We start from the raw sequence: 23,186 nt of genomic DNA on the forward strand, positions 1-23,186 counted from the left end.
GATTCGATTGCAACCTAAGTTCAGCAAAACGGAACCTGGGTTTATCATTATCGCCCCCCAATTATTCTTCGCTTCACTTACGATTTTTTAACGATGATTAGCATTTATTACACTCTTGCTTTAAGGACAAACAGACTGCGCCTCAAATACTTCGTCATCGGCAATTTGCAAACCATGAACAATAAACGGCGGAACCTGAGCTTTTGAATTTTTGTGTCTGCTTAGGGGAGGTAAAAATTGATAGGGATTTGACGGGACTCCAGTATCAATCAGCTCATATTTCTTGGCGTCTTTTCTCGCTCCTTCAAGAAAATTTTTAACTGAGGTACCACCTTGGGTATTGTTGTGAATTAGATCTACAGATTTACTCTCATTTCCTGCTATTTTTTTAAACATCCTTGTTAACCCCTCTGTTTGTTTATAATCCTTATATAGTCTGGGGAAGAATCTACACCATTTAACCCTCTGACAACATGCCTTCTCCCAGTACTAAAACTCTATCCATTTGTCTTGCTAATTGCTGATCATGAGTTACGATAACCAAAGCGGTATTCATCTTTCTATTTAACTCCAGCATTAAATCAAATACTTTCGTTGCAGTTGTCTGATCCAGATTTCCTGTAGGCTCATCAGCTAAAACGCAATAGGGTTGATGCACCAAGGCTCGAGCTATTGCAACTCGTTGCCGCTCTCCTCCGGAAAGCTGTGCGGGCTTATGTGTTTTCCTTTCTTTCAGTCCTACATCATCCAGCATTTTACTCGCTTCAGCCTCTGCATCCTTCACTGAAACGTTTGCTAACAATAGCGGCATGGAAACGTTTTCAAGCGCGGTAAATTCTGGTAACAAATGATGAAACTGATAGATAAATCCCAAACCTTGATTACGTAATTTACAACGTTGTTTTTCATTTATCTTTTGCCAATTTGTGTCCTTTATCCATACATCTCCGCTTGTGGGTTTATCCAATCCACCCAATAAATGCAATAAAGTGCTTTTCCCAGAACCTGAAGGACCAATAATTGCCAAGCGCTCACCCTTGCCTATGGATAGATCGATCCCGCGTAATACGTGTACTTTAGAGGCACCGTCACTATATGACTTAGATAATTTATTAGCACTTAAAATAACATCACTCATAATGCAAAGCCTCCGCAATCACCGTTTTTGAGGCCCGCCAGGCAGGATAAATTGTTGCAAAAAAGCTCATTAATAATGCCATAACACAAACTTTCCATAGATCGCTAAACAGAATTTTAGAAGGCAAATAGTCCACAAAATAAATACTGGAGGACAAGACTTTAAAATGAAACCAGGTCTGAAGATGATTCACAATTGTGGTCGCATTGTTTGCTAATAGTAATCCGCCAATCAAACCAAAAAGTGTACCGACAATTCCTACCATCATCCCTTGAACAATAAATGTCCATAGTATGGTAGAAGGAGTTGCGCCAATAGTTCTTAGAATTGCGATTTCTGCTTGCTTGTCATTAACAACCATCACCAAAGAGGATACCAGATTAAATGCAGCTACTGCGATAATCAGCAATAAAATCAGAAACATCATCGTTTTTTCCATTTTAACTGCTTGGAAAAATGCACCGTATTGCTGTGTCCAATTACCTACCTGATATTCTTCACCTAACAAATGAGATAATCGAGAAGTCAATTCGGGTGCTTGATAAACGTTATCTATTTTCATTTTGATACCGGTTACCTCATCGCCCATTTGCAATAACTTTTGGGCATCTCCCATATTGATAAATGCCAATTTGGTATCAAAATTAAACCCGCTTCCCGCAGAAAAAACCCCGACTACAGTGAATCGTTTAAATCGAGGGATCATTCCTGCAGGAGTCACTGTTGCTTGTGGAATCATGACGGTAACTTTATCTCCAATCATCGTTCCCATACTGTCTGCAAGCCCTCTCCCCAGGATAATGCCAAAATCTTTTAAATTACTAAGACTCCCAGCAAGCAATTTGTCTTGTAAGTGACTCATTTTTTCTTCTTTTTCAGGCAAGACTCCTGTTAAAACAATAGGATAAACCTGTCCTTCATGAACCATTAATCCTTGCCCGCCAACATAGGGTGCAAGTGCTTTAATTTCGGGAATCGTTTGAATTTTTTTAGCTACATCAGGCCAATCACTGAGTCGTTCATTGGGTCCAGAAACTGTAATTTCAGGAGCCATCCCGAAAAATCGGTTATGTATTTGCTGGTCAAACCCATTCATTACCGATAAGACCGTAATAAGAACCATCACACCGATGCCAATACCTAGCATCGAGCTGAGTGAAATAAAAGAGACAAAATGATTCTTTTTTCTGGAACGCGTATAGCGTAACCCCATAAAAAGGGCTAATGGTTTATACATGTTTACTTTTATTTTTGGTTAAAGTCTTATTGTAGAGAAAAAATCACCCAAGCGATATACCTTATACGGAGTTCTGCTATTTATTATTTCTTCATCAGTTAACCCACATACTTATCCACAGAATTTGTGGATATTTAATTGGTATGCATCATGATTTTATCCAGGTCCAAATCATTACTCCTAATCAATGTCGCCTATAGCGCACCGAAGAACCTCCTATAACACACGCATGTCCTCGCCAACAAATTTAGCTTAATAGCAGCGCCTCATATAAAACCATTAATTCGACAAATTGTGAATTTAATTTATTTAAAGTAAGATTGTTTATCAATATATCCCATAGAATTACATATGGTTAGAGAGTACCTGAATATACTATTCCCTTTTTAAACACCTTCTTATGAAGTAAATGAACATTAAGGGATAAAAAAACAATTATGCAAGAAATCCAATTTTAACAGAAGGAATATTATGGCCTCATCAGAAAGGAACGTAAAAAAAATCCTTTTTAACGATAAGATTACTGCCTTAGTTAATAAACCCGATGTGCATTTTGATGAAATTGATGCCCTGTTAGGTGAAGAGCTTAGCTTAACTTCACCTGGAAGAGCTCTTGAACAGCTCACTGATTTCCTTCACCTTGTTTCCTTCATCAAAGCAAAACGTTTTTCTAATCCAATTGGGGCTTTACGTTTATTTACGGATAAAAATACAAATCTGGATACGCGAAAAGCTTTGGTAAAAGCAATGAGGTTGGCTCCTGAACAAGATGATAAAATTTATGATCTTATTTGTTTTTTAGCGCAGAATAACCAACTTGTTCGTTATTCTGAACTAAGCCACGTTACTCCGGTCCGTTTTTCTATGGATAGAGGAGATTCTGTATATATAGAAGAATACAGTGAATGGTATTTAATTTTTGACGTGTTTGGGCTCTGTAAAAGCCTTCCTCATCCATTAATTCCATTGCTTGCAGAATTATTAAAGGCTAATTGTTCTGGAGAAGATCTTCTAGCCCTTGGCTCTTTTTTTAAATTCATCGACAAACTCGGTCTATTACAAAAAGAAATAATAGAACCCATGTTGCCCCTGCTAAGATATAAAAACAGTATTGAAAAACTTCAATCCCTCCTGACCTATTTGCGGGATAATGATTTGCTGAAACCTAATATTTTAGAACACATCTTGCCTTTATTAATTCATTTAAATGCACTTAAAAATTTTTTTGCCATCTACCTCAACGAACTAAAATCCATAGAGTCATCTCAAGATACATTAAAAATTCTCAATCTATATTGCGAATTGTCTGTATATGACCAAGATAGTTATGATGATCAAGTACCAACAAACACCCCCTTACATCTGGCGATTATTGAACGCAATCCGTTTAAACTTCAGCACGCATTGAGTATGGCAAATCCAAAATTTCTTTTAGCGACTTCTTATGAAAATACAGCGCTGCTATTAGCATGCAAACTGGCAGATAAAGAAGCGGCGAAACATATTTTGAATAAAATGCGTGAATTAGATTGTACTGTGAATCATGCAGATTCACAGGGAATGACAGCACTTCACTGGTCAAATTTTTACCATTTCGATGATTTGAGTATGGAACTTATCGCCGCGGGTGCAAAAGAAGAATTAAAAGCAGCCAATGGAAAAAAAAGTGAGTATTTTGCAAAACATCAATTTACTCTGGATGATTTTAAAATAGAAGGTCGTGAAATTATCGAAGATTTTTTCAAATTAAAGAATAGTGTCTTAACTGATATCACCTTTCATGCAGATAAAATTGCCTTAAATTTAAAGCTAACAACCTCAGAGGAGTTGATGTCTTTATATCAAAGTGATGAAGGGGCACAGATTCGCTCATCCAACCGTTTCTACTTATTTTTTAAGACATTCCGTCCTCGATTAATTGAATGGTTAGGAAAGCAAAGAGAACTGGATTTCCAGTCCGACCAGGCAACAGTTCCACGAAGAGCAATTGTTGGTTAAATCAGCATTTGCCTGGGTAGGAAAAACCGAGCTGCCATTTAGTTAGAGAGTGTCAATCTCCACAAAGATGGGAATGACAATCATCTATGCGCTTGGCTTATGGCGGTGAGGTAAAACAATAACCCAGGACACATGAAGGGGTACTCGGTAGTATTATTTTAACAAACTACCAGTTATCCTATATCACTAATATGTAAAACCTGCTAACAGGTAAGGTAGTTTGAATGAATCCTAGCTCTTGGTATTATCCTTCGCTCATTGCTTTGTGTCTTTATGGTGCCTGGGGATATTGGGGTACAAGAGCATCAAGCTTTATTAATCCCCTATCCATCACTTTTTATTCAAGTATAGGCGTATTAATTTCCGGCATCATCGCTTTGGTATTACTTGATTTTAAATTGGATCTTTGTCCCAAAGGAAGTACCTACGGACTATTGAACGGTTTAGCAAGTGGTATTGCCTGCATTTTTTTCATTTTGGCGCTTCGCAATGGACCTACAATGCCAGTAGTGCTTGTCACCTCGATGTATCCAATGATCACGCTGCTGCTAAGCGTTGTGTTTCTCAAACAAGGACTAACATTAAAACATGGATTGGGTATGGTCTTTGCGATTCTTGCGTTAATTTTGTTTGCTTCAGAATGATTGGTGGTTGGTGAATGGTGCCCAGGGCCGGAATCGAACCGGCATGGAGTTGCCTCCGAGGGATTTTAAGTCCCTTGCGTCTACCTGTTTCGCCACCTGGGCAATTTATTTATGGAGGCTGAGGCCGGAATCGAACCGGCGTACACGGCTTTGCAGGCCGCTGCATGACCACTCTGCCACACAGCCTCATTTGATACTTCTAATACTTCTTCTTTCAGCTCTAAAAAAAAAAGCGACTTTTTGTGTCGCTTTAATTTGGAGCGGGAAACGAGACTCGAACTCGCGACCCCAACCTTGGCAAGGTTGTGCTCTACCAACTGAGCTATTCCCGCGTCTCTACGGGGTGTGATTCTACCGAAATTTAAAACGCTGTCAATAATAAAATTAATTTTTTTTCGTTAATTCTGGCCATGCGATTGCCAAGTAAATAATCATAGACCAAATCGTTAAAATTGCGGCCACATAAAGCAGGACAAAACCAAAAATTCCACCCCACGTGTCTAACGGATTAAACGCTAATAACAAAAACAAAGCGATCATTTGCAGAAAAGTTTTGATTTTTCCTACATAACCTACGGTAACACTTGCACGTCTGCCAACCTCAGCCATCCACTCCCTTAACGCTGAAATAACAATTTCACGACCAACTATCACAATCGCCGGGATGGTAATGTAATTAATCTCTTTAGCTCCTACTAACAATAATAAACTGGTAGAAACCAGTAATTTGTCTGCGACAGGATCAAGAAAAGCACCAAAAGGAGACATCATCTTGAGCTTACGTGCCAAATAACCATCCAACCAATCAGTAAAACTTGCGGCGGCAAAAATACTTGCTGCCAGCATATGTGCAAATGAAAACGGTAAATAAAAAACAATTACAAATACTGGAATCAAAACGATGCGCAGTAAAGTTAATAAATTTGGTAAACTGGTTAATGTACTCAACGCTTGATACTCCCTTTACATAAGACGAAATTAAGCAACCCCCATCCTATGAGTAGTCCAAAAATAAAATCTAACCTGAGTGAATTTGAGCTCGGGAATCGTGGTTCATTACTCTAATTCCTCGCCCAGGCTACAGATAACTATGTATGTGGTTCACTACTCTTCGATAAATTTAAAAAATCTGCTATTTGTTCATAATCATCAAATACGACCACTGCACCGGCGGCTTTAAGTGCAGACTCTTCTTGCTGATGATAAATGTCGATTCCTACAGCAGTAACTTGAGCACCTTTGGCCATTTCCATATCTGTAAGCGAATCGCCTATCATTAATGTGGTAGCTGCTGTTCCGCCGTGCTCTTCAATAATTTCTTCTAACATTTGTGGACAAGGTTTGGCAGGAACCTGTCCTGCAGAGCGGGTTATTTTAAATATCTTATCAAGACCCGTAGTCTGCAAGGCGCGTAACAAGGATTGCTGTCCTTTATTGGTTGCAATCGCGAGGGTTATCTTAGCCTCATGTAATCGCTGAATCAGTTCACGCACTCCTGGCATTAAACACACATCAGTTGAACGAGAATGCATCGCTAATTGTACGGCCTGTAACAATTGTTGATGTTGTGTTGTCGTTAAATGTGGATAAGTTTTCCTCAAAGCTTGTACTAAACCCAACTCAACATATTTTCTTGCCTGGTGAGGATCAAAATTTCCAAATCCCAACAAATTCGCTTCTGTAGCAACTATATGTAAAACGATTCCTAAAGTATCCGCAATAGTACCTTCCCAGTCAAATACTACTAAATCATATGGATTGCTCATTGCTCACTACGCTCCTCGCACGTAATTGTTTTAGTGCGGTAGAAAAATGGTTATCTGCATCAGCTTGAAACAAATGCTTTGTACCATTCAATTCAAATTGAATGGATCGCGCATGTAAAAAAAGACGATGATGCTGATTATCTATCCCTTCTATTTCTCCTGCAAGTGCTCCATATTTTTTATCGCCAACTATAACATGTCCTAAATGAGCGCTATGTACACGAATTTGGTGTGTACGCCCGGTTTTAGGAGTAGCCTCAACCCAACAGGCCTGCTGATAGTTTTCAAGAAGCTTAAACCCTGTTTCAGAAGCTTTCCCTTCTTCGTTAACCGAAACAATACGTTCACCTGATTTTAAAGTATTTTTTTCAAGTGCGGCACGAACAATCAACTGTTTCTTACCTTCCCAACGATGGGTTAATAACGCCCAATAAGTCTTTTGTACTTGACGTGACTCAAGCAATGCATGCATCGCTCTCAAAGTACTTCTTTTTTTGGCTAACAAAAGACAACCTGAAGTTTCTTTATCAAGTCGATGAATCAATTCCAGATAGGCTAAATCTTGTCTTGTTTTTCTCAACGCTTCGATTACACCGAGACTCAAACCACTTCCGCCATGAACCGCGATACCTGCCGGTTTATTAATTACCAAAAAACAGGAATCTTCGAAAAGAATGCATTCATTTAGCCGTTTTGCCAAGGCATCACCTACAAACACCTCTTTTGATTCTGACAGACGAATGGGGGGAATACGTACACTGTCCCCAGCATGCAATCTTGAATTGGCTTGTGCTCTTTTTTTATTAACTCGAACCTCACCACCACGAATAATTCTATAAATATGGCTTTTGGGAACACCTTTCAAAATACGAATCAAATAATTATCCAGACGTTGCCCTTCTTCTTCATTACTGATTTCTTTATAACTTACTTCACTCATTGTCAATAAACCTGTTTGCTGGGCGTGATTTTTTTGATATGATCGCCAGTAGCGTGGGAAAATTTCCATGCAACCGAATTATAACGCATTTAAATAAAAAAAGCGTGACTATTTACTTTAAAGTATATGCTGATCGTTAAGGAGATTGGGTTTTAACCCGCCCTGAATGAGTGATTACTTGTTAAATTATAGTTACATGAGAAATAGCGCTTCCATTTAAGCAGATATAAGGAAGCAACCCAATGCCAGAGATAAATTGAGCATATTTTTGACAGAAACCTACGCATGCCAGACATGCTTTATACCGATTACGAATTATTTCAGGGCTTTCGCACGCCTTTGGCTTCATATTTCTACCCGTTTGATTTGTAACCAGTATATTTCAGAGCATGCACCTTTCATTAGACCTCTTTCGAAACTCGCTGCAGGGAAACCAATGCTCGGAGAAACGAGGCACGGAAATGGAGTGTACTCCTCGGTACATGAAGATTCGAGCACCGTAACAACGACGCAGTTATCTTCCGCAGTAGCGTTTCAAAAGAGGTCTGTTGAGCAGGGAACCTGCGTAAAGTCTGTTTACAAGGCCATGGGTTCGCTTAAAGATCACATCGCTTATTGTTCAATTCAAGGTGCTACTGACCTATTACCTTCTTGCGGTGAAACCCCCGGGTTTTCAAATAATGCAACAAAGCATACAGATGTATGCATCGAAGCACAGAAAATCCAGACATCAGCCAAAAGCGTAGAAATGTCAGTTTATCCAATTGAACCTCTAAGGTATTTTGAGCCTTATACTATCTCAACTTAAATGACGGCGCCCTAATTATGGGGTAATAGATGGAAAAAATGTTAATCAATGCGATGCAAACTGAGGAAGTTCGTGTTGCACTTGTTAAAGACCGTTACTTATTTGACCTAGACATTGAGTGTCCTGGTGAAGTGAAGAAAAAGGGGAATATTTATAAAGCAACCGTTACCAGACGGGAGCCAAGTCTCGACGCCGTTTTTGTAGAATACGGCTCTAAGCGCCAAGGTTTCTTGCCACTTAAAGAAATTGCACCTGAATATTTAAGCAGAAATCCTGAAGAATTTGGTGATGAAAAGCCACCAATCACTTCGTTAATTCGTGAAGGCCAGGAGTTATTAGTTCAAGTAGACAAAGAAGAGCGTGGCAGTAAGGGTGCAGCACTCACTACCTATATTACTCTGGCTGGCTGCTACCTCGTTCTGATGCCAAACAACCCTCGCTCCGGTGGTATTTCCAGACGCATCGAGGGAGAAGAGCGCGATGAGTTACGTGAAACACTCAACGCATTGACTCTACCTGAAGATATGGGACTTATCATCCGCACAGCTGGAGTTGGCAAAAGCCAAGAAGAATTGCAAGATGACCTGGATATGCTATGTAATCAATGGCAATCAATCAAACAGGCTTATAATACAGAACTTGCTCCTTGCTTGATTCACCAAGAAGGGGATGTCATCATTCGTTCCATTCGCGATAACTTACGTAAGTCAATCAGCGAAATCATCATTGATGATCAGATTTCCTACATTAAAGCCAAGCAGTATATTGAGCGAGTAAAACCTGAATTCTTACCTAATTTGAAGCTTTACAACAGCAGTATCCCCTTGTTTAACTTCTATCAAATTGAAAGCCAAATAGAAACTGCATATCAACGCCAAGTTATGTTGCCATCTGGAGGTGCTTTGGTGATTGACCGAACCGAAGCGCTGGTTTCAATTGATGTAAACTCAGCCAAAGCAACTGGTGGATCAGATATCGAAGCAACAGCCTTCAACACCAATATTGAAGCAGCTGACGAAATTGCACGCCAATTACGTCTACGTGATTTGGGTGGTCTGGTCGTTATCGATTTTATCGATATGAGCTCCAGTAAAAATCAACGTGATGTAGAAAATCGCTTAAAAGAAGCGTTACAGGCAGATAGAGCACGCATCCAGGTTGGACGTATTTCTCGCTTTGGTCTTTTAGAAATGTCTCGTCAACGCCTAAGATTATCCTTGGGTGAAAGCGCTCAAGAAGTTTGCCCACGTTGTGAAGGACGAGGCACTGTTCGTAACATTCAGTCGCACGGACTCTCTATAACACGCCTTATCGAAGAAGAAGCATTAAAAGAGAAGACTGCCGAGATCCAAGTACAGCTTCCTGCAGAAATGGCGACCTTCATCATTAATGAGAAACGTAATTTCATTAAAGACATCGAAAAAAGACACGGCGTTTCAGTAATAATTATTGCTAACCCTTATATGCACTTGCCACAGTATACGATTACTCGGCTCAAAGAGGATAATGTGGGTAAGTCTAAAAAGCCCAGTTACTCCCTAATCCAACAACCCGAATTACACCTTACTGCTAGTGAGGCAGAAACTTCTTTACGCGATGAACCGGCAGTCAAGCCATTTACGGAACATCAACCCGTAAAAAGTTCCCAAACCAGCTTCATCAAGCGTTTATGGTCAAGTTTATTTGGTGGGCATACTGACTCTTCAGCTCCAGTACCACAGAGTCAAGCTAAAAAAATGCCAGGCCGTAATCAACCGCAAGCAAAATCCGCGAAAGGAACTGGTGATCGAAGATCGCAAAACCGGCGACGTCGGCCTAGTGGTAATCAACCGCAACGAGCCAATACGGGCAGCAGCTCTCCTTCAAACCAGAATCGTAGAAAAACAGGTCAGCAGCAACAAGGAAATGTTAAAGCCTCTGCTGCCAAGGGAGAAAGCAATAAAAAAAGAGAACCGGCAATAAAAGAATAAAGTTACAGAAAGCAGACCGGGTGAACGCGCGAGCCGTAACCCGGGAAATTCTTGCCCCAAATACCAGGTTTTGCTTCACGCATCACCTAGGCTACTATTCGAAAACCATGATTACTCCTCGTATCAAAAAATCCATCAACTCAAAATACTCTTCGCTTTCTATCTCCCCACATCAAAATTCTGACTGATAATTCATGAACATTAGTTTAATCGCATGATAATTAATAAAATTAGAATGTAATTGGCATAAATGTTTGTTAGAATCCGCCAACTTTTTTTTCATGTTTATAAAATTATGTCCTTCTATCAACTTATTGCGAACCAATTAAGCCAATCCGGCTTGGATTACGAAAAACAGCAGCTAGAACAAACAGATATTATTGAATATATGGTGCTTGAGTCAGCAGGTGCATTACATCCGCTGCAAGGAAAACCTCTGAAATGTTTTTTTCGCCCAGGCGATAAGGGTACTCTTCATTTAGAAGATGATAAAAAGCATTCATCACTGGAGTTCGGCCTTGTTCCTTCGTTGCAAAAGCTTTCAATTAGCGAAAAGGAACAAACACAGTTTATTCAAATCGTTAATGCAATTGAACATAAATTTCCAGAAAGTAGCTCTTATAGCAAGCCTCTTAGTTATAAGCATAGTGAAATACGCTATGGGGTTATTCTTCCAGATGAAAACATTGAACAGGCCATCAAATCATCCTCTCTATTTATGGCAGCAGGTGACTTATCAGCGCTTGATTTAGACTCACTTCTACTCCTGAGGAAAAAACTTAATCTTTATAAGATTGCTGATGATAATATCTCAGAGCTGGCAGAACGTTTAGTCGATAAAGTTAATATCCATTTATCAAAGCATTTTGATCCAACTTTGATCCAACAAGCCTTACCTAAAGCAGAAAGAAAATTCGTAGCCATGTTGGCTATTGCACGAGAAGAACATAAATTTAATCAGTTACTGCAGATGCTCAATTATAAATTGTTTGAGCTGACTCACAAAGGAACGAAAGCCTATGAGTCTGGCGCGTCCGATGATCTACCTGTTGTTAATAATGATTTCGACCCCAATTACTCCAAAGTAGCTCCAATTGCCCAATTGTTGCGCTCTTCGTTGGTCGGTGCGGGGGCTGATTTTTTCAATAATCCTATGTCACAAGACAGTTATAAAGAGTTTAAGAGCACGTGCTACAAATCAATAAAAGGCGCAAAAGATGAGTTTGGCCAATTTCGTGGTTGGGCAAAGTGGTATAATGAATTGAATCCAATACTGAAATCAATCATTGCTTGTGTCAAAGCACTAGGTGGAGTTATTGCCGGTCTTACTATTGTTCCCGGATTGTTGACCGAAATTTATTCCGAACAGGGGTATGTAGGAACGTTTTTTAATACCAAAACAGACTCCCTCAGAAAATTAGAAACCTTTGAAAAGAACCTCTTTTGTAATGGTGGTCTCTTTGATGAACTAGATAAAGAAATTCCCCATTTGGGAGTAACAATCTAGATTGTGCTTCTGCTGGCCAAGCTAAGGCCAGTAATTATATTTAAGATTCTTTATAAGCTACTGTGGCGTTGTTAATGGGTTACAGTCGCTTATCCCATATCGTTAGTTCTATGAAAGCAGCCTGATTTGATAAAATTGGCGTATAATGTTGGCAGTAAATTGACATAAATCATACACTCGTTAATGCTAATACAAATTTTACAGCACTCGCTGCAAAAGTAATAGCGTCCCTCTATTCGATATAACAAGGAGAGTTTTAATGATACCTGTAAAAGGTTATGCGGCTCAAAAAGCAAAAGCACCACTTACCCCCTATTCGTTTAATCGTCGTGATGTTGGAAACAACGATGTACTGATTGATATCCATTATTGTGGTATTTGTCATTCAGATATTCATCAAGTAAAAGATGAATGGGGTGGGTCTTTATTTCCAATGGTTCCTGGTCATGAAATTATTGGCGTAGTCAGTCAAGTAGGCCCATCGGTCAGCAAATTTAAAGTAGGCGATCATGTGGGAGTTGGTTGCTTTGTTGATTCGTGCCGACGATGCGAAAGCTGTCATGAAGGATTGGAGCAGTTTTGCGAAGAAGGAATGACTTTAACCTATAACAATTATGAGCCCAATAGCAGTAACTTAGCCCAAGGGGGCTACTCGACCAAAATCGTTGTTGATGAACATTACGTTCTCAGAATTCCAGAAAACTTACCTATGGATGCCGCAGCTCCACTGCTTTGCGCGGGAATAACGCTCTACTCGCCTCTGAGACACTGGCATGTTGGCCCTGGAAAACGTGTCGCCATTTTAGGTTTGGGGGGACTTGGGCATATGGGAGTCAAACTGGCTCATGCAATGGGTGCGGAAGTAACTGTATTGAGTCATTCGCGGGGTAAAGAAGAAGATGGTAGACGCATGGGCGCCGATCATTTTTTTGCTACTTCAGATCCTGATACTTTTCAAAAGTTAAGAAATTATTTTGATCTGATTATCTGTACAGTTTCCGCGAAAATCGATTGGGATGAATACATCAAATTACTCAAACGTGATGGCACTATGGTCGTTGTTGGCATTCCAGAAGAGTCTGTCCCCCTCAATCCGTTCTCCCTGATTGCTCAACGAAGAAGCCTTTCTGGCTCAATTATTGGGGGCATTAAGGAAACTCAAGAAATGCTCGATTTCTGTGGCAAACACAACATCGTATCTGATATTGAATTAATTCCTATTCAACAAGTGAACGAAGCATATGAACGAGTCGTGAAAAGTGATGTCCGTTATCGTTTTGTTATTGATATTGCCTCTCTATCATAAAAATTCCTATTCATAACGCATTAATTCTTGATGTGCAACCGATACCATTTCAAACCGGTTGTACATCGAAGCAATAAGTGTATTGATAGCAGATCACGGTACTGCAGTAAGAGATGCAGTTCCAAATATGGCCAAAATTAAAAGGGTCAGGAAGATAACAATAAATAAAAAGAAAAGTACTTTAGCGATACTTGCAGCTGTAGACGCAATACCACGAAAACCAAATAATCCCGCAACGATGGCGATAACCAAAAATATCAGCGCCCACTTTAACATAGTGCTCTCCTTATCAGGATAAGATAGTTCTTACCATTTGATTATAGCTGAAAAATTTAGCCCAATAAGAAGATTGCTGGGGCAACCTGGCAGTTAATACAGATGATTGACTCGGTACATCACCTCGAACGATACGTTATCCTGAAGGAAATGGGAGCACCCAAGTTACAAAGCTATAAGCCTGTGGCGATAGGGTTGACCCCAATATTGGGGTTAATACCACAATCATCGAGGATCTTAAGTAAATTATTACCTTTTCTAGTAAGTCGCTTGATACAATACTCTTCAAGATAACTTTTCAAAATATATTCATAATCCGGCAAGGTTAAAATTTTAAGTATTTTTTCCGCCATTTCCAAATGCCGCTTGTTTTCATAATTAAATGCTTGAAATAAAACCCCACCCAACATTGCCGCAATACTTGCCTTACGCAGCGGATTGGCCAAATAAAAACGCTGAATGCATTCATCTATGGCTCGTTCCTTATCCCAGGCGACCCACTCATCATAAAAGGCCATAGCAGGATCTGAATTTAAAAAACTGTTTTTTTCCAATCCTTGAATGGCGTAAGCAACTGCCACAATGGCTTGTATATTGGCCCAAGAACAATTGCCGCTAATTTGCGAACTAATTGGAATTTTTGCTACCGGTACCAAGCCTAATTGATGGTTGATCATCTGATGAAAATAATTGCGTGGTTGTTTTTTATAAAGAAAATTTTGTAGGAAATGGGCATTAAATGCCTCAGAGCGAGTGATTTTATAGATATTAACACTTCCTTCCTTAAGGCTGTTTTCGCCGCGATCAATTTTAGCCCACCATTGGCCAAAGCGAATAAAGCCCATTGCATGGCCTCGACTTGCAGCAGGCAGAATTAACATCGGTACTTTTAATAAATCATTTAGCCTTTGCATGTGCTGTTCACTGAGAAAAGGTAAGTGTTGATATTGCAACAGCTCTTCTGCAAGCGAAAACGCATCGATAATCACATGAGCTAATGGAAAATATTCACGTAAATGGCGAGTTGAATAACTATTGATAAAACGTTTTAAAGCATCTCTTATCACTGCAACAGTAAATTCAAGAATGAATCCTTCATAATCCAGTTCAATAAACTCTCCTTTGGCATTGACTATATCCACATCACCTTGTAATTCAAAACGATGTCCGAGTAGTTTGCCATTAATGAAATCAAGTGCAAAATCCAGCTTAGCCCCATATTGATAGAGTAAATGTTTCAGCGTATCTTGATTGCGTAATACAGGATAAACCAATACCGAAAGCCCATTACGCGTATACGCATTGGGATCTGCACCGTGTTCTAACAACAACTGCGCCAAGGCAACATCATTATTGTCTACAGCCCAATGCAATGGTGTACGCCCTGTCACATCTGCTTTATTGACATCGACCTTCCGAGCAATCAACTGTTCGGCAATCTGAATTTGGCGCGTAATAGCACACTCAATTAAGGGTGTAAAACCATATTCATCAATGTCATCCAACGTTTCTCCTGCTCGAAGATAAGCTTCAAAATCAGGCATTCGATGGCTGATTATGTCACTTGCAATAGTCATTAATAAGGACCTCTAGGTTTAGGTGTATTAGTAAATTTGGGCATGTTACCTAAACGCAGTTGTTTTTCCTGTTCCTGGTTGCGTCGTTCATTATCATACTCACGACGTGCATCAGTATTTAAAGGAGGTTCAGGATTTAAAGGAGAGTCAATTCCATCAAAACGCTGACTATCTAACTCCGGGTGTTGTAAAATAGTGTTTTGCAATTCGCCTTCAGGACCAGGTTGCGCTTCATAATCGGAGTGTTCACGTGCTTTTACCAGTGCTATCCGTCGCTCCCCTTGCTGTTCGGCCAAACGTCTCTGTCGTTCCATAGCCTTGGTTTCAGCAACCAAATAGGATGTACTTTTTTCTATACGAATGGGTACAGGCAAATCCATTGCCGATCTCAGCAAAACATATACAGCCCCAGCCCCACCATCTTTGGGGAGTGCACTGTGAAAAGCAGTTATTTCTCTGATTTGGGGTAACCAGTGATTAATTAAATTCTTTAATACTGGAGGAGTATTTTTAGAGCCTGCTGTACCATGAGTTATGAGTATGCAATGTTTACGCTTTGTTATTTGCTTTTGGATAAATTCCAGCAAAGCGGTACGTGCTCCCTCCAATGGTAAATTGGAGAGATCCAGCTTGGCTTCCCATGCAATTTGTCCTGTTTTTAGCTCATTAAAACGCGTACCAGAAACATTGGGAGTAGCATAAGATAAAATACTACTCGCAAGAACAGGTTCTTCAATATCATCAGTTAAATAATATTCATTTAGCATAGTTTAAAAATCCAATCGTATTAATCAAAGTATAACTTAGCTTATAAAAAGTAGGAGGATTTTTTTAGCGATCTGATTGAGTAAAATACTATATTGGTATGATAAAGCCCCTTCTCTCCAAAAGAGAGAAGGGGCCGAAAAACCATTGGAACTATAAATATTCTCGTTGCAAAATTTCAGCAATTTGCACTGCGTTAGATGCAGCACCTTTGCGAATATTATCTGCGACGACCCACAAATCCAATCCATTGGGATGTGAAATATCTTGTCGAATTCGTCCGACAAATACTTCATCATGGCCGATCGCATTTTTTATTGCAGTCGGATAACTTGCTTTACTTACATTATCAACTACCTTTACCCCGGGAGCTTTAGAAAGAATTTTACGGGCCTCTTCAGCAGTTAAAGGTTTTTTTAATTCTAAATGAATGGCTTCGGAATGCCCATAAATGACAGGTACTCTAACTGCCGTAGGGTTGACCATAATGCTATCATCTTCCATTATTTTGCGTGTTTCCCACACCATCTTCATTTCTTCACGGGTATAACCATTTTCTTCAAATTGATCGATGTGCGGAATTGCATTAAAAGCGATCTGCTGTGGATAAACGTTGACATTAGCAGGCCTGCCATTCAAGAGGTCCCCTACTTGTGAAACCAATTCACTAATGGCTTTCTTTCCAGTTCCAGAAACAGATTGATACGTCGCAACATTAATGCGAGTGATTCCTGCAGCATCATACAAAGGCTTTAGAGCGACGACCATTTGAATCGTAGAGCAATTAGGGTTGGCAATGATACCTCTATTTTTATATTCTGCAATACGATGAGCATTGACTTCCGGAACAACTAAAGGAATATCGTCTTCATAACGAAAACAAGAGCTGTTATCGACAACGACACAACCACTTGCAGCGGCCTTAGGCGCATATTCTTTAGAGACCGCTCCACCTGCCGAAAATAAAGCGATATCCGCCTTGCTAAAATCAAACTCAGCGAGATCCAAAACATCGAATTGCTTGTTTTTAAACGCTACCGTTTTACCCACAGAACGAGAACTAGCCAATGGATAAAGTGTCTTAATCGGAAAATTTCGCTCTTCCAATACGGTTAAAAACGTTTCGCCAACCGCACCAGTGGCCCCAACTATGGCTACATTTAATTCTCTGCTCATTATTGACCTCTTTTGTATTCTAGGCAATTAATGCCTTATATCTCAAATAGTGATCCATCAACACTAAAGCCATCATTGCTTCGGCAATAGGCACAGCCCTTATTCCGACACAAGGATCATGTCGCCCTTTCGTTACGACGGTTACTTCTTCGCCAAAAACATTGACTGTCTTTCCTGGAGTAGTGATACTCGAAGTAGGCTTTAATGCAATACTCACTTCTATATTCTGTCCAGTAGAAATACCACCTAAAATTCCTCCCGCATGATTGCTCAGAAACCCTTGGTGCGACATTTGATCACGATGCACGGAACCTAACTGATTGACTGCTGCAAATCCTGCACCTACCTCAACACCTTTGACTGCATTAATCGACATCATAGCATAAGCTAATGTTGCATCCAGTTTGTCGAACACAGGGTCTCCCAATCCTACAGGTACATTTTTAGCAATGACGTTTACACGAGCACCTACAGAATCCCCTTGCCGTCTTAATTGCTCAATAGCATCAGCAAGATCCTGAATTTGTGTATTATTAGGACAGAAAAAAGAATTATTATTAATCTCTGATTCATCAGCAAAGTGCAAGACCAAATCGCCCATTTGCTGCAAATAACCGACGATTTCAATATTTAAATGGCGCTGCAAATACAGCCTTGCAATTGCTCCGGCCGCTACACGCGCTGCAGTCTCTCGTGCTGAGGAGCGCCCTCCTCCACGATAATCGCGATGACCGTATTTATGATGATAAGTAAAATCCGCATGGCCCGGACGAAATAAGTTTTTGATTTCTTCATAATCCCGAGATCGTTGATCGGTGTTATGAATCAACAGAGCTATAGGTGCGCCTGTAGTTTTCCCTTCAAAAACACCAGAAAGGATTTGTACTTTATCCTCTTCGCGGCGTTGTGTTGTATATTTAGATTGCCCGGGTTTGCGTTTGTCCAGAAATGGTTGGATGTCCTCCTCTTGCAACAGTAATCCTGGTGGGCAACCATCAACCACACAGCCAATAGCTGGACCGTGGCTTTCACCAAAAGTTGTTACTGTAAATAAGGTTCCAAATGTATTACCGGACATTAAAGTACTCTTCTAGTTGCTGCTTCGTTAATAAAAATATGCCATGCCCACCATAACTCATTTCAAGCCAGGTAAAAGGAACATGAGGATAAGCCTCACATAAAGCTGCTTCGCTATTTCCTACTTCTACAATTAAAACACCCTCTTCGTTTAAATAATCATGGGCGTTATGAAGAATTGTTTCAACAATAGCCAATCCATTATTGCTCGTTTCCAAAGCCAACACAGGCTCATGACGGAATTCGTCAGGTAAGGTTTGCATCTCTTCCTTGCCTACATATGGAGGATTGCTGACTATTAAATCATAGCCTACCTTGGGGACTTTCGAGAAACAATCTGATTCAATTAAATTAAGTTGCTCTTCCACACCTAACTGTTCACGATTAATTGCAGCCACAGCAAGTGCTTCGCTGGAAATATCAACTGCATCGACCTGAGCTTCAGGAAAAGCATAACAACATGCAATCGCGATGCATCCGCTGCCAGTACATAAATCTAAAATACGATGTACTTTATTGGCATCAACCCAGGGAGAAAATTCATTCTTGATGAGTTCTGCAATAGGTGAGCGAGGAATAAGTACACGCTCATCCACATAAAATGGAATATCACAAAAATAGGCTTCTTTGATTAAATAGGGTACGGGTACTCGTTGATTAATACGCTTTTCCAATTGCTGATGTAAATGTTTTTTCTCGCTGGTAGTTAAACGTGCATTAAGCCAATTTGATTCTAAATCGTAAGGCAAAGACAAGCTTCTCAGAATTAAAGAATGCATATCATCCCACGCATTATCAGTGCCGTGGCCATAATACAAATTCGCATTAATTGCGCAAGACACACTAAAACGTAAAAAATCCAATATTGTGTTTAATTCTTCCGTTTCTTTAAGTATATAGTTGCTCATGGGATTTCGATTCTCATCCAGAAAAAGTACAAATTGTACCCTATGTTAATCAACAAAAGTAGCCTAAGTGAAGCAAAGCACAACTTGGTGTTATTTAAGTCAGGACTTAGGCGTACTTACACACGTTCCTTGCAAATCAAAGGTACAAGCAGCACCAGACCTGAGTTATACTTCAATTACCACTGAATCATTTCTTGTTAAAAATGGCTGATGATTTTTTATCCGATGACGACAAAGCCCTGTTTCGCGAATACATGCGTTCGGTAAAACCATTAAATGAAAAAACCAAGCGGGTAAAAACTTTAGAACCTAAGCCTTCAATTCCAACCAAAAAAAATAAGCCATCAATAATCCAACCCCAAAAAGAATATTACTTGTCGGATATGATTGTGGATACAGTACTGTCCGAAACCATTCTTTCCTATTCGCATCCAAGTATTTCCAGCCAGCGATTTAAGGCATTAAGAAATGGACATATTCCATGGGAAGCCCGGTTGGATTTGCATGGTTTAAAAAGCGAGACAGCCCGGGATACCTTATGTCAATTTATTCAAACTCAGGCAGAAAACAGCAAAAGATGTCTACTCATTATCCATGGCAAAGGAGGCAACCTCGGAGCACCCCCGGTAATTAAAAATTTGCTGAATCGATGGTTACCGCAGTTGGATGAAGTTTTGGCGTTTCATAGCGCATTGCCCAAAGATGGTGGGAGTGGTGCAGTCTATGTACTGCTAAAAAGACAGAAATAACAGCACCAGGCTCTGAATCGTCACATCATTGGAAAACTAGTCCATCTCAATTCTACGTACCGCGGCTTGTCCGCGGGATCCATGAGATCTGCCCAAAAACACAGGGCCTCGCGGACAAGACGCGGGGCTTAAGCACAGATGTGATCAAGAGTCAGACACAGGCTACATTTATATAGTTCCCTTACTTGCGTTCATGCCTTATTCTGGGGATAATTCGCTACATCAATAAAATATCAAGAGAGAACATGGAACATTTAGGTCAATTTATCATAAATCATTGGCAGTTATGGCTTGCCCTTATCGTGGTTTTATTGCTCACATTTATCAATGAGTTAATCACCCAGAAAAAGAAAGCAAAAGAACTGACCCCTCAAGCTGCTGTTGATTTGATCAATCATGAGAATGCTGTTGTCATCGATTTGCGTGACAAAGAAGCCTTTAAACAAGGACACATTATTGATGCGATCAATGCTCGAGGCGAGGATTTTGAACAACAAAAAATGGATAAGTATAAAAATACCCCCATTATTCTAATTGCTTCACGCGCTATTGAAGCACAATCTCTTGCCAACAAAATTCGCGCCCAAGGTTATCAACCGCATGTACTTAGCGGTGGAATTGCTGCCTGGACAAATGCTGAATTGCCATTAGTTAAAGGGAAATAAGAGTATGGCTGAAATAATTATGTACAGTACTGGTTATTGCCCCTACTGTGTCAAAGCCAGGGAATTATTGCAACAAAAGCATGCTACATTTACAGACATTCGTATCGATTTACAACCAGAATTACGTGATGAAATGATAACAAAAAGCGGAAGACGTACCGTACCGCAGATTTTCATTAATGGCCAACATGTCGGTGGCTGCGATGATTTATATGCCCTGGAAGCCCAGGGAAAACTCGATCAATTACTAAGAGGATAGCAATATCATGAGCGAACAAGCAAACCAAGCGCAAAACCAAAATGAAACCCAATTTATGATTCAAAGAATTTATGTTAAAGATTTATCGTTTGAAACACCTAATACTCCGGCTGTGTTTCAACAACAATGGGAACCAGAACTGAATCTCGAAATCAATACTACCAACACAATGCTGGAAGAAGGCGTTTATGAAGTGGTATTAACTGTAACGACAACCGTAACCAACCAAAAAGCTACTGCATTTCTTGTCGAAGTAAAACAAGCCGGTATCTTCACCATTCAAGGTGCACCAGCGAATCAATTGGACCATTTGTTAAACAGCTTCTGCCCCAACATTTTATTCCCTTACGCTCGTGAGGCAATTACCTCTCAAGTAATTCGTGGCAGTTTCCCACAACTGGTATTGGCACCAATTAATTTTGATGCTTTATACATGCAACAACTTGCAGAAAAACAAAAAGAAGTTCAAGCTTAAAAAATACAACTACGTACTAAAGTATTGTAGCCCGGGGACAGGCGAAGCCGTAACCCGGGGGTTGATAACAGGCATCTGTTTTTAAACCCGGGTTACGTCAGTCCCGCTACAAATACACTCCTATTTAAGAGCATAAAATGAACCAAAAAAACATTGCCATATTAGGTGCTGGCTCTTGGGGAACTGCTGTTGCAATTCACCTGGCCAAAGTGGGACATCGTGTGTTGTTGTGGGGACATGACCCGCAGCATGTTGCTCTTATGACGGAGAAAAAAGCAAACCCACGTTATTTACCTGATATCGATTTTCCTGAAACCCTTGAGCCTTCAGCCGATTTTGATCGATGCATCGAAGAAGCCCATTACGTTATTATTGCGGTTCCTTCGCATGCTTTTGCAGAAATTATCAACAAAATAAAAAAAACGCCACAAGGGTTAGCTTGGCTGACGAAAGGAATTGATCCACAAAGCCATCAGTTATTAAGTGATTTAGTGAGCCAAACTTTTGGTTCTACCTTTCCCAAAGCAATTATTTCAGGCCCATCATTTGCCAAAGAAGTAGCTCACTTCCTACCCACCGCCGTAACTTTAGCTTCTAATGATTCAGAATATCAAAAAAGCATCCGTGAATTACTTCATCACGATAACCTTCGTGTTTACCTGACTGATGATCTGATCGGGGTGCAAATTTGTGGTGCGATTAAAAACGTCTTGGCTATTGGCTGTGGCATCAGTGATGGTTTAGGTTATGGAGCGAATGCCAAAGCCGCATTAATTACCCGCGGATTAGCAGAAATGGAGCGTCTTGGACTTGCTTTGGGAGCACGTGCAGAAACTTTTCTTGGCTTGGCTGGCGTAGGTGATTTAGTCTTAACCTGCACTGATGATCAATCACGAAACCGCCGTTTCGGCTTACTCTTAGGACAAAATATCAGCATCAACGACGCTGAACAGCAAATTGGCCAAGTTGTAGAGGGTAAATATAACGCCTCCCAAGTCTGCTTCCTTGCCAAACAGCATCATGTAGAAATGCCGATTTGCGAGCAAATTAACGCCCTTTTACAAGGAAAAATTAGTCCAAAACAAGTAGTGCAAAACCTAATGAGTCGGCCGCCTAAGGAAGAATAACTCGCTCTCCATGAGTTCTATCCCTCGGATTTTCTGCCATTTTTGTAATTCCCGCGAAAGCATCAGAGATTAATGTCATTCCCGCGCAGGCGGGAATCTATTCACATAGCGGGTACAGTGCCTGAATCATGGATGGATATGAATTTTAGTCATTCCCGCGCAGGCGGGAATCTATTCACAAAGCTCGTACAGTGCCTGATTCATCCATGGATTCCCGCCTGCGCGGGAATGACAGTTTTTTCTTAAATGAATGACAGTGCCACTAGAGTTACATGGCAATTCTGTTTAAGCTTTAACATCCACAAGTTCGATGTCTTCAGAAGCCAACCGTTCGCCCAAGATTCAAGCATCCTCCCGAACCGATATGAATTTTTGTCATTCCCGCGCAGGCGGGAATCTATTCACAAAGCGGTTACAGTGCCTGAATCATGGATGGATTCCCGCCTGCGCGGGAATGACCGTTTTTTCTTGAATGAATGGCAGTGCCACTAGAGTTACATGGCAATTCTGTTTAAGCTTTCACATCCACAAGTTCGATGTCTTGAGAAGCCAACCGCTCGCCCAAGATTCAAGCATCCTCCCGAATGGATATTAATTTTTGTCATTCCCGCGCAGGCGGGAATCTATTCACAAAGCTCGTACAGTGCCTGATTCATCCATGGATTCCCGCCTGTGCGGGAATGACAGTTATTTCTTAAATGAATGGCAGTGCCACTAGAGTTACATGGAAATTCTCTTTAAGCTTTAACATCCACACTCTCGATGTCCTCAGAAGCCAACCGCTCGCCCAAGATTCAAGCATCCTCCCGAATGGATAT

At 40.4% G+C, this 23,186-nt stretch carries 23 protein-coding genes and 3 tRNA genes; 11 read left to right on the top strand and 15 right to left on the bottom strand.

Annotated features, from left to right (window positions below):
* Positions 1-120 precede the first annotated feature (120 nt).
* The 3 genes from BW930_RS14970 to BW930_RS14980 form a co-directional block, all read right to left on the bottom strand.
* Positions 121-396 carry a hypothetical protein gene (locus BW930_RS14970; RefSeq protein WP_058466945.1) on the bottom strand — a complete coding sequence of 92 codons (276 nt, stop codon included), beginning with the start codon at positions 394-396 and terminating at the stop codon, positions 121-123.
* Positions 397-457: 61 nt separating this feature from the next.
* On the bottom strand, positions 458-1,138 hold the full coding sequence (lolD, locus tag BW930_RS14975) for a lipoprotein-releasing ABC transporter ATP-binding protein LolD (protein ID WP_058466946.1): 681 nt from the start codon (positions 1,136-1,138) through the stop codon (positions 458-460).
* Positions 1,131-2,375 (bottom strand): lipoprotein-releasing ABC transporter permease subunit, encoded by a 1,245-nt coding sequence (locus BW930_RS14980; protein ID WP_058466947.1) that lies wholly within the window; start codon positions 2,373-2,375, stop codon positions 1,131-1,133. Before BW930_RS14980 ends, lolD begins: the two co-directional genes overlap by 8 nt.
* A gap of 471 nt (positions 2,376-2,846) precedes the next feature.
* Here BW930_RS14980 and ankQ point away from each other — a divergent pair, with 471 nt between their 5' ends.
* Both ankQ and BW930_RS14990 read left to right on the top strand, forming a co-directional pair.
* A complete protein-coding gene (ankQ, locus tag BW930_RS14985) occupies positions 2,847-4,373 on the top strand; it encodes a Dot/Icm T4SS effector AnkQ/LegA10 (RefSeq protein WP_058466948.1) in 1,527 nt (508 codons plus the stop codon).
* 224 nt (positions 4,374-4,597) lie between these two features.
* Positions 4,598-5,017 carry an EamA family transporter gene (locus tag BW930_RS14990; protein WP_058466949.1) on the top strand — a complete coding sequence of 140 codons (420 nt, stop codon included), beginning with the start codon at positions 4,598-4,600 and terminating at the stop codon, positions 5,015-5,017.
* Positions 5,018-5,032: 15 nt separating this feature from the next.
* Here BW930_RS14990 and BW930_RS14995 read toward each other — a convergent pair.
* From BW930_RS14995 to BW930_RS15020, 6 genes are all read right to left on the bottom strand, one after another.
* Positions 5,033-5,119 (bottom strand) — tRNA-Leu (locus BW930_RS14995).
* A gap of 10 nt (positions 5,120-5,129) precedes the next feature.
* A tRNA-Cys gene (locus BW930_RS15000) sits at positions 5,130-5,203 on the bottom strand.
* 70 nt (positions 5,204-5,273) lie between these two features.
* Positions 5,274-5,349, bottom strand: a tRNA-Gly gene (locus BW930_RS15005).
* 52 nt (positions 5,350-5,401) lie between these two features.
* Positions 5,402-5,965 (bottom strand): CDP-diacylglycerol--glycerol-3-phosphate 3-phosphatidyltransferase, encoded by a 564-nt coding sequence (gene pgsA / locus BW930_RS15010; protein WP_058466950.1) that lies wholly within the window; start codon positions 5,963-5,965, stop codon positions 5,402-5,404.
* A 140-nt stretch (positions 5,966-6,105) separates the two neighbouring features.
* Positions 6,106-6,783, bottom strand: a complete 678-nt coding sequence (locus tag BW930_RS15015; RefSeq protein ID WP_058466951.1) for an HAD family hydrolase — start codon at positions 6,781-6,783, stop codon at positions 6,106-6,108.
* Positions 6,767-7,723, bottom strand: coding sequence for an RluA family pseudouridine synthase (locus BW930_RS15020; RefSeq protein WP_058466967.1), 957 nt, complete (start codon positions 7,721-7,723; stop codon positions 6,767-6,769). Before BW930_RS15020 ends, BW930_RS15015 begins: the two co-directional genes overlap by 17 nt.
* A gap of 436 nt (positions 7,724-8,159) precedes the next feature.
* Here BW930_RS15020 and BW930_RS15025 point away from each other — a divergent pair, with 436 nt between their 5' ends.
* The 4 genes from BW930_RS15025 (at position 8,160) to BW930_RS15040 (ending at position 13,314) form a co-directional block, all read left to right on the top strand.
* Complete coding sequence (locus BW930_RS15025; RefSeq protein ID WP_058466952.1) at positions 8,160-8,531, top strand: hypothetical protein; 372 nt, start codon at positions 8,160-8,162, stop codon at positions 8,529-8,531.
* 29 nt (positions 8,532-8,560) lie between these two features.
* Positions 8,561-10,501, top strand: a complete 1,941-nt coding sequence (locus BW930_RS15030; RefSeq protein ID WP_058466953.1) for an Rne/Rng family ribonuclease — start codon at positions 8,561-8,563, stop codon at positions 10,499-10,501.
* A gap of 250 nt (positions 10,502-10,751) precedes the next feature.
* Entirely contained in the window at positions 10,752-12,008 is a 1,257-nt protein-coding gene (locus tag BW930_RS15035; RefSeq protein WP_238587821.1) for a hypothetical protein, read from the top strand.
* A 259-nt stretch (positions 12,009-12,267) separates the two neighbouring features.
* Complete coding sequence (locus tag BW930_RS15040) at positions 12,268-13,314, top strand: NAD(P)-dependent alcohol dehydrogenase (RefSeq protein WP_058466954.1); 1,047 nt, start codon at positions 12,268-12,270, stop codon at positions 13,312-13,314.
* A 93-nt stretch (positions 13,315-13,407) separates the two neighbouring features.
* Here BW930_RS15040 and BW930_RS15045 read toward each other — a convergent pair whose 3' ends face one another.
* From BW930_RS15045 to prmB, 6 genes are all read right to left on the bottom strand, one after another.
* Positions 13,408-13,590: a DUF1328 domain-containing protein gene (locus BW930_RS15045; RefSeq protein WP_058466955.1), complete on the bottom strand. Its 183-nt coding sequence runs from the start codon at positions 13,588-13,590 to the stop codon at positions 13,408-13,410.
* Positions 13,591-13,763: 173 nt separating this feature from the next.
* On the bottom strand, positions 13,764-15,167 hold the full coding sequence (gene ankH / locus BW930_RS15050; RefSeq protein WP_058466956.1) for a Dot/Icm T4SS effector AnkH/LegA3: 1,404 nt from the start codon (positions 15,165-15,167) through the stop codon (positions 13,764-13,766).
* Positions 15,167-15,934, bottom strand: a complete 768-nt coding sequence (locus BW930_RS15055) for a Smr/MutS family protein (protein WP_058466957.1) — start codon at positions 15,932-15,934, stop codon at positions 15,167-15,169. The genes ankH and BW930_RS15055 overlap by 1 nt, the downstream gene beginning before the upstream one ends.
* Positions 15,935-16,085: 151 nt before the next feature.
* The gene (locus BW930_RS15060) at positions 16,086-17,108 is read right to left on the bottom strand and encodes an aspartate-semialdehyde dehydrogenase (protein ID WP_058466958.1); all 1,023 of its coding nucleotides are present in this window, start codon (positions 17,106-17,108) and stop codon (positions 16,086-16,088) included.
* Positions 17,109-17,127: 19 nt separating this feature from the next.
* Positions 17,128-18,186 carry a chorismate synthase gene (aroC, locus tag BW930_RS15065; RefSeq protein ID WP_058466959.1) on the bottom strand — a complete coding sequence of 353 codons (1,059 nt, stop codon included), beginning with the start codon at positions 18,184-18,186 and terminating at the stop codon, positions 17,128-17,130.
* The gene (gene prmB, locus BW930_RS15070) at positions 18,176-19,093 is read right to left on the bottom strand and encodes a 50S ribosomal protein L3 N(5)-glutamine methyltransferase (RefSeq protein ID WP_058466960.1); all 918 of its coding nucleotides are present in this window, start codon (positions 19,091-19,093) and stop codon (positions 18,176-18,178) included. Before prmB ends, aroC begins: the two co-directional genes overlap by 11 nt.
* Positions 19,094-19,296: 203 nt before the next feature.
* On the opposite strand from prmB, the gene BW930_RS15075 reads away from it, so the two are divergent.
* From BW930_RS15075 to BW930_RS15095, 5 genes are all read left to right on the top strand, one after another.
* Entirely contained in the window at positions 19,297-19,842 is a 546-nt protein-coding gene (locus BW930_RS15075; protein WP_058466969.1) for a Smr/MutS family protein, read from the top strand.
* A 245-nt stretch (positions 19,843-20,087) separates the two neighbouring features.
* The gene (locus tag BW930_RS15080) at positions 20,088-20,507 is read left to right on the top strand and encodes a rhodanese-like domain-containing protein (RefSeq protein WP_058466961.1); all 420 of its coding nucleotides are present in this window, start codon (positions 20,088-20,090) and stop codon (positions 20,505-20,507) included.
* A 4-nt stretch (positions 20,508-20,511) separates the two neighbouring features.
* Positions 20,512-20,766, top strand: a complete 255-nt coding sequence (gene grxC / locus BW930_RS15085) for a glutaredoxin 3 (RefSeq protein ID WP_058466962.1) — start codon at positions 20,512-20,514, stop codon at positions 20,764-20,766.
* A 7-nt stretch (positions 20,767-20,773) separates the two neighbouring features.
* Positions 20,774-21,241 (top strand): protein-export chaperone SecB, encoded by a 468-nt coding sequence (secB, locus tag BW930_RS15090; protein WP_058466963.1) that lies wholly within the window; start codon positions 20,774-20,776, stop codon positions 21,239-21,241.
* Between the two features lie 137 nt (positions 21,242-21,378).
* Positions 21,379-22,368 (top strand): NAD(P)H-dependent glycerol-3-phosphate dehydrogenase, encoded by a 990-nt coding sequence (locus BW930_RS15095; protein WP_058466964.1) that lies wholly within the window; start codon positions 21,379-21,381, stop codon positions 22,366-22,368.
* Positions 22,369-23,186: the final 818 nt, after the last annotated feature.

Source organism: Fluoribacter gormanii, from assembly GCF_900156395.1.
GTDB lineage: Bacteria > Pseudomonadota > Gammaproteobacteria > Legionellales > Legionellaceae > Legionella > Legionella gormanii.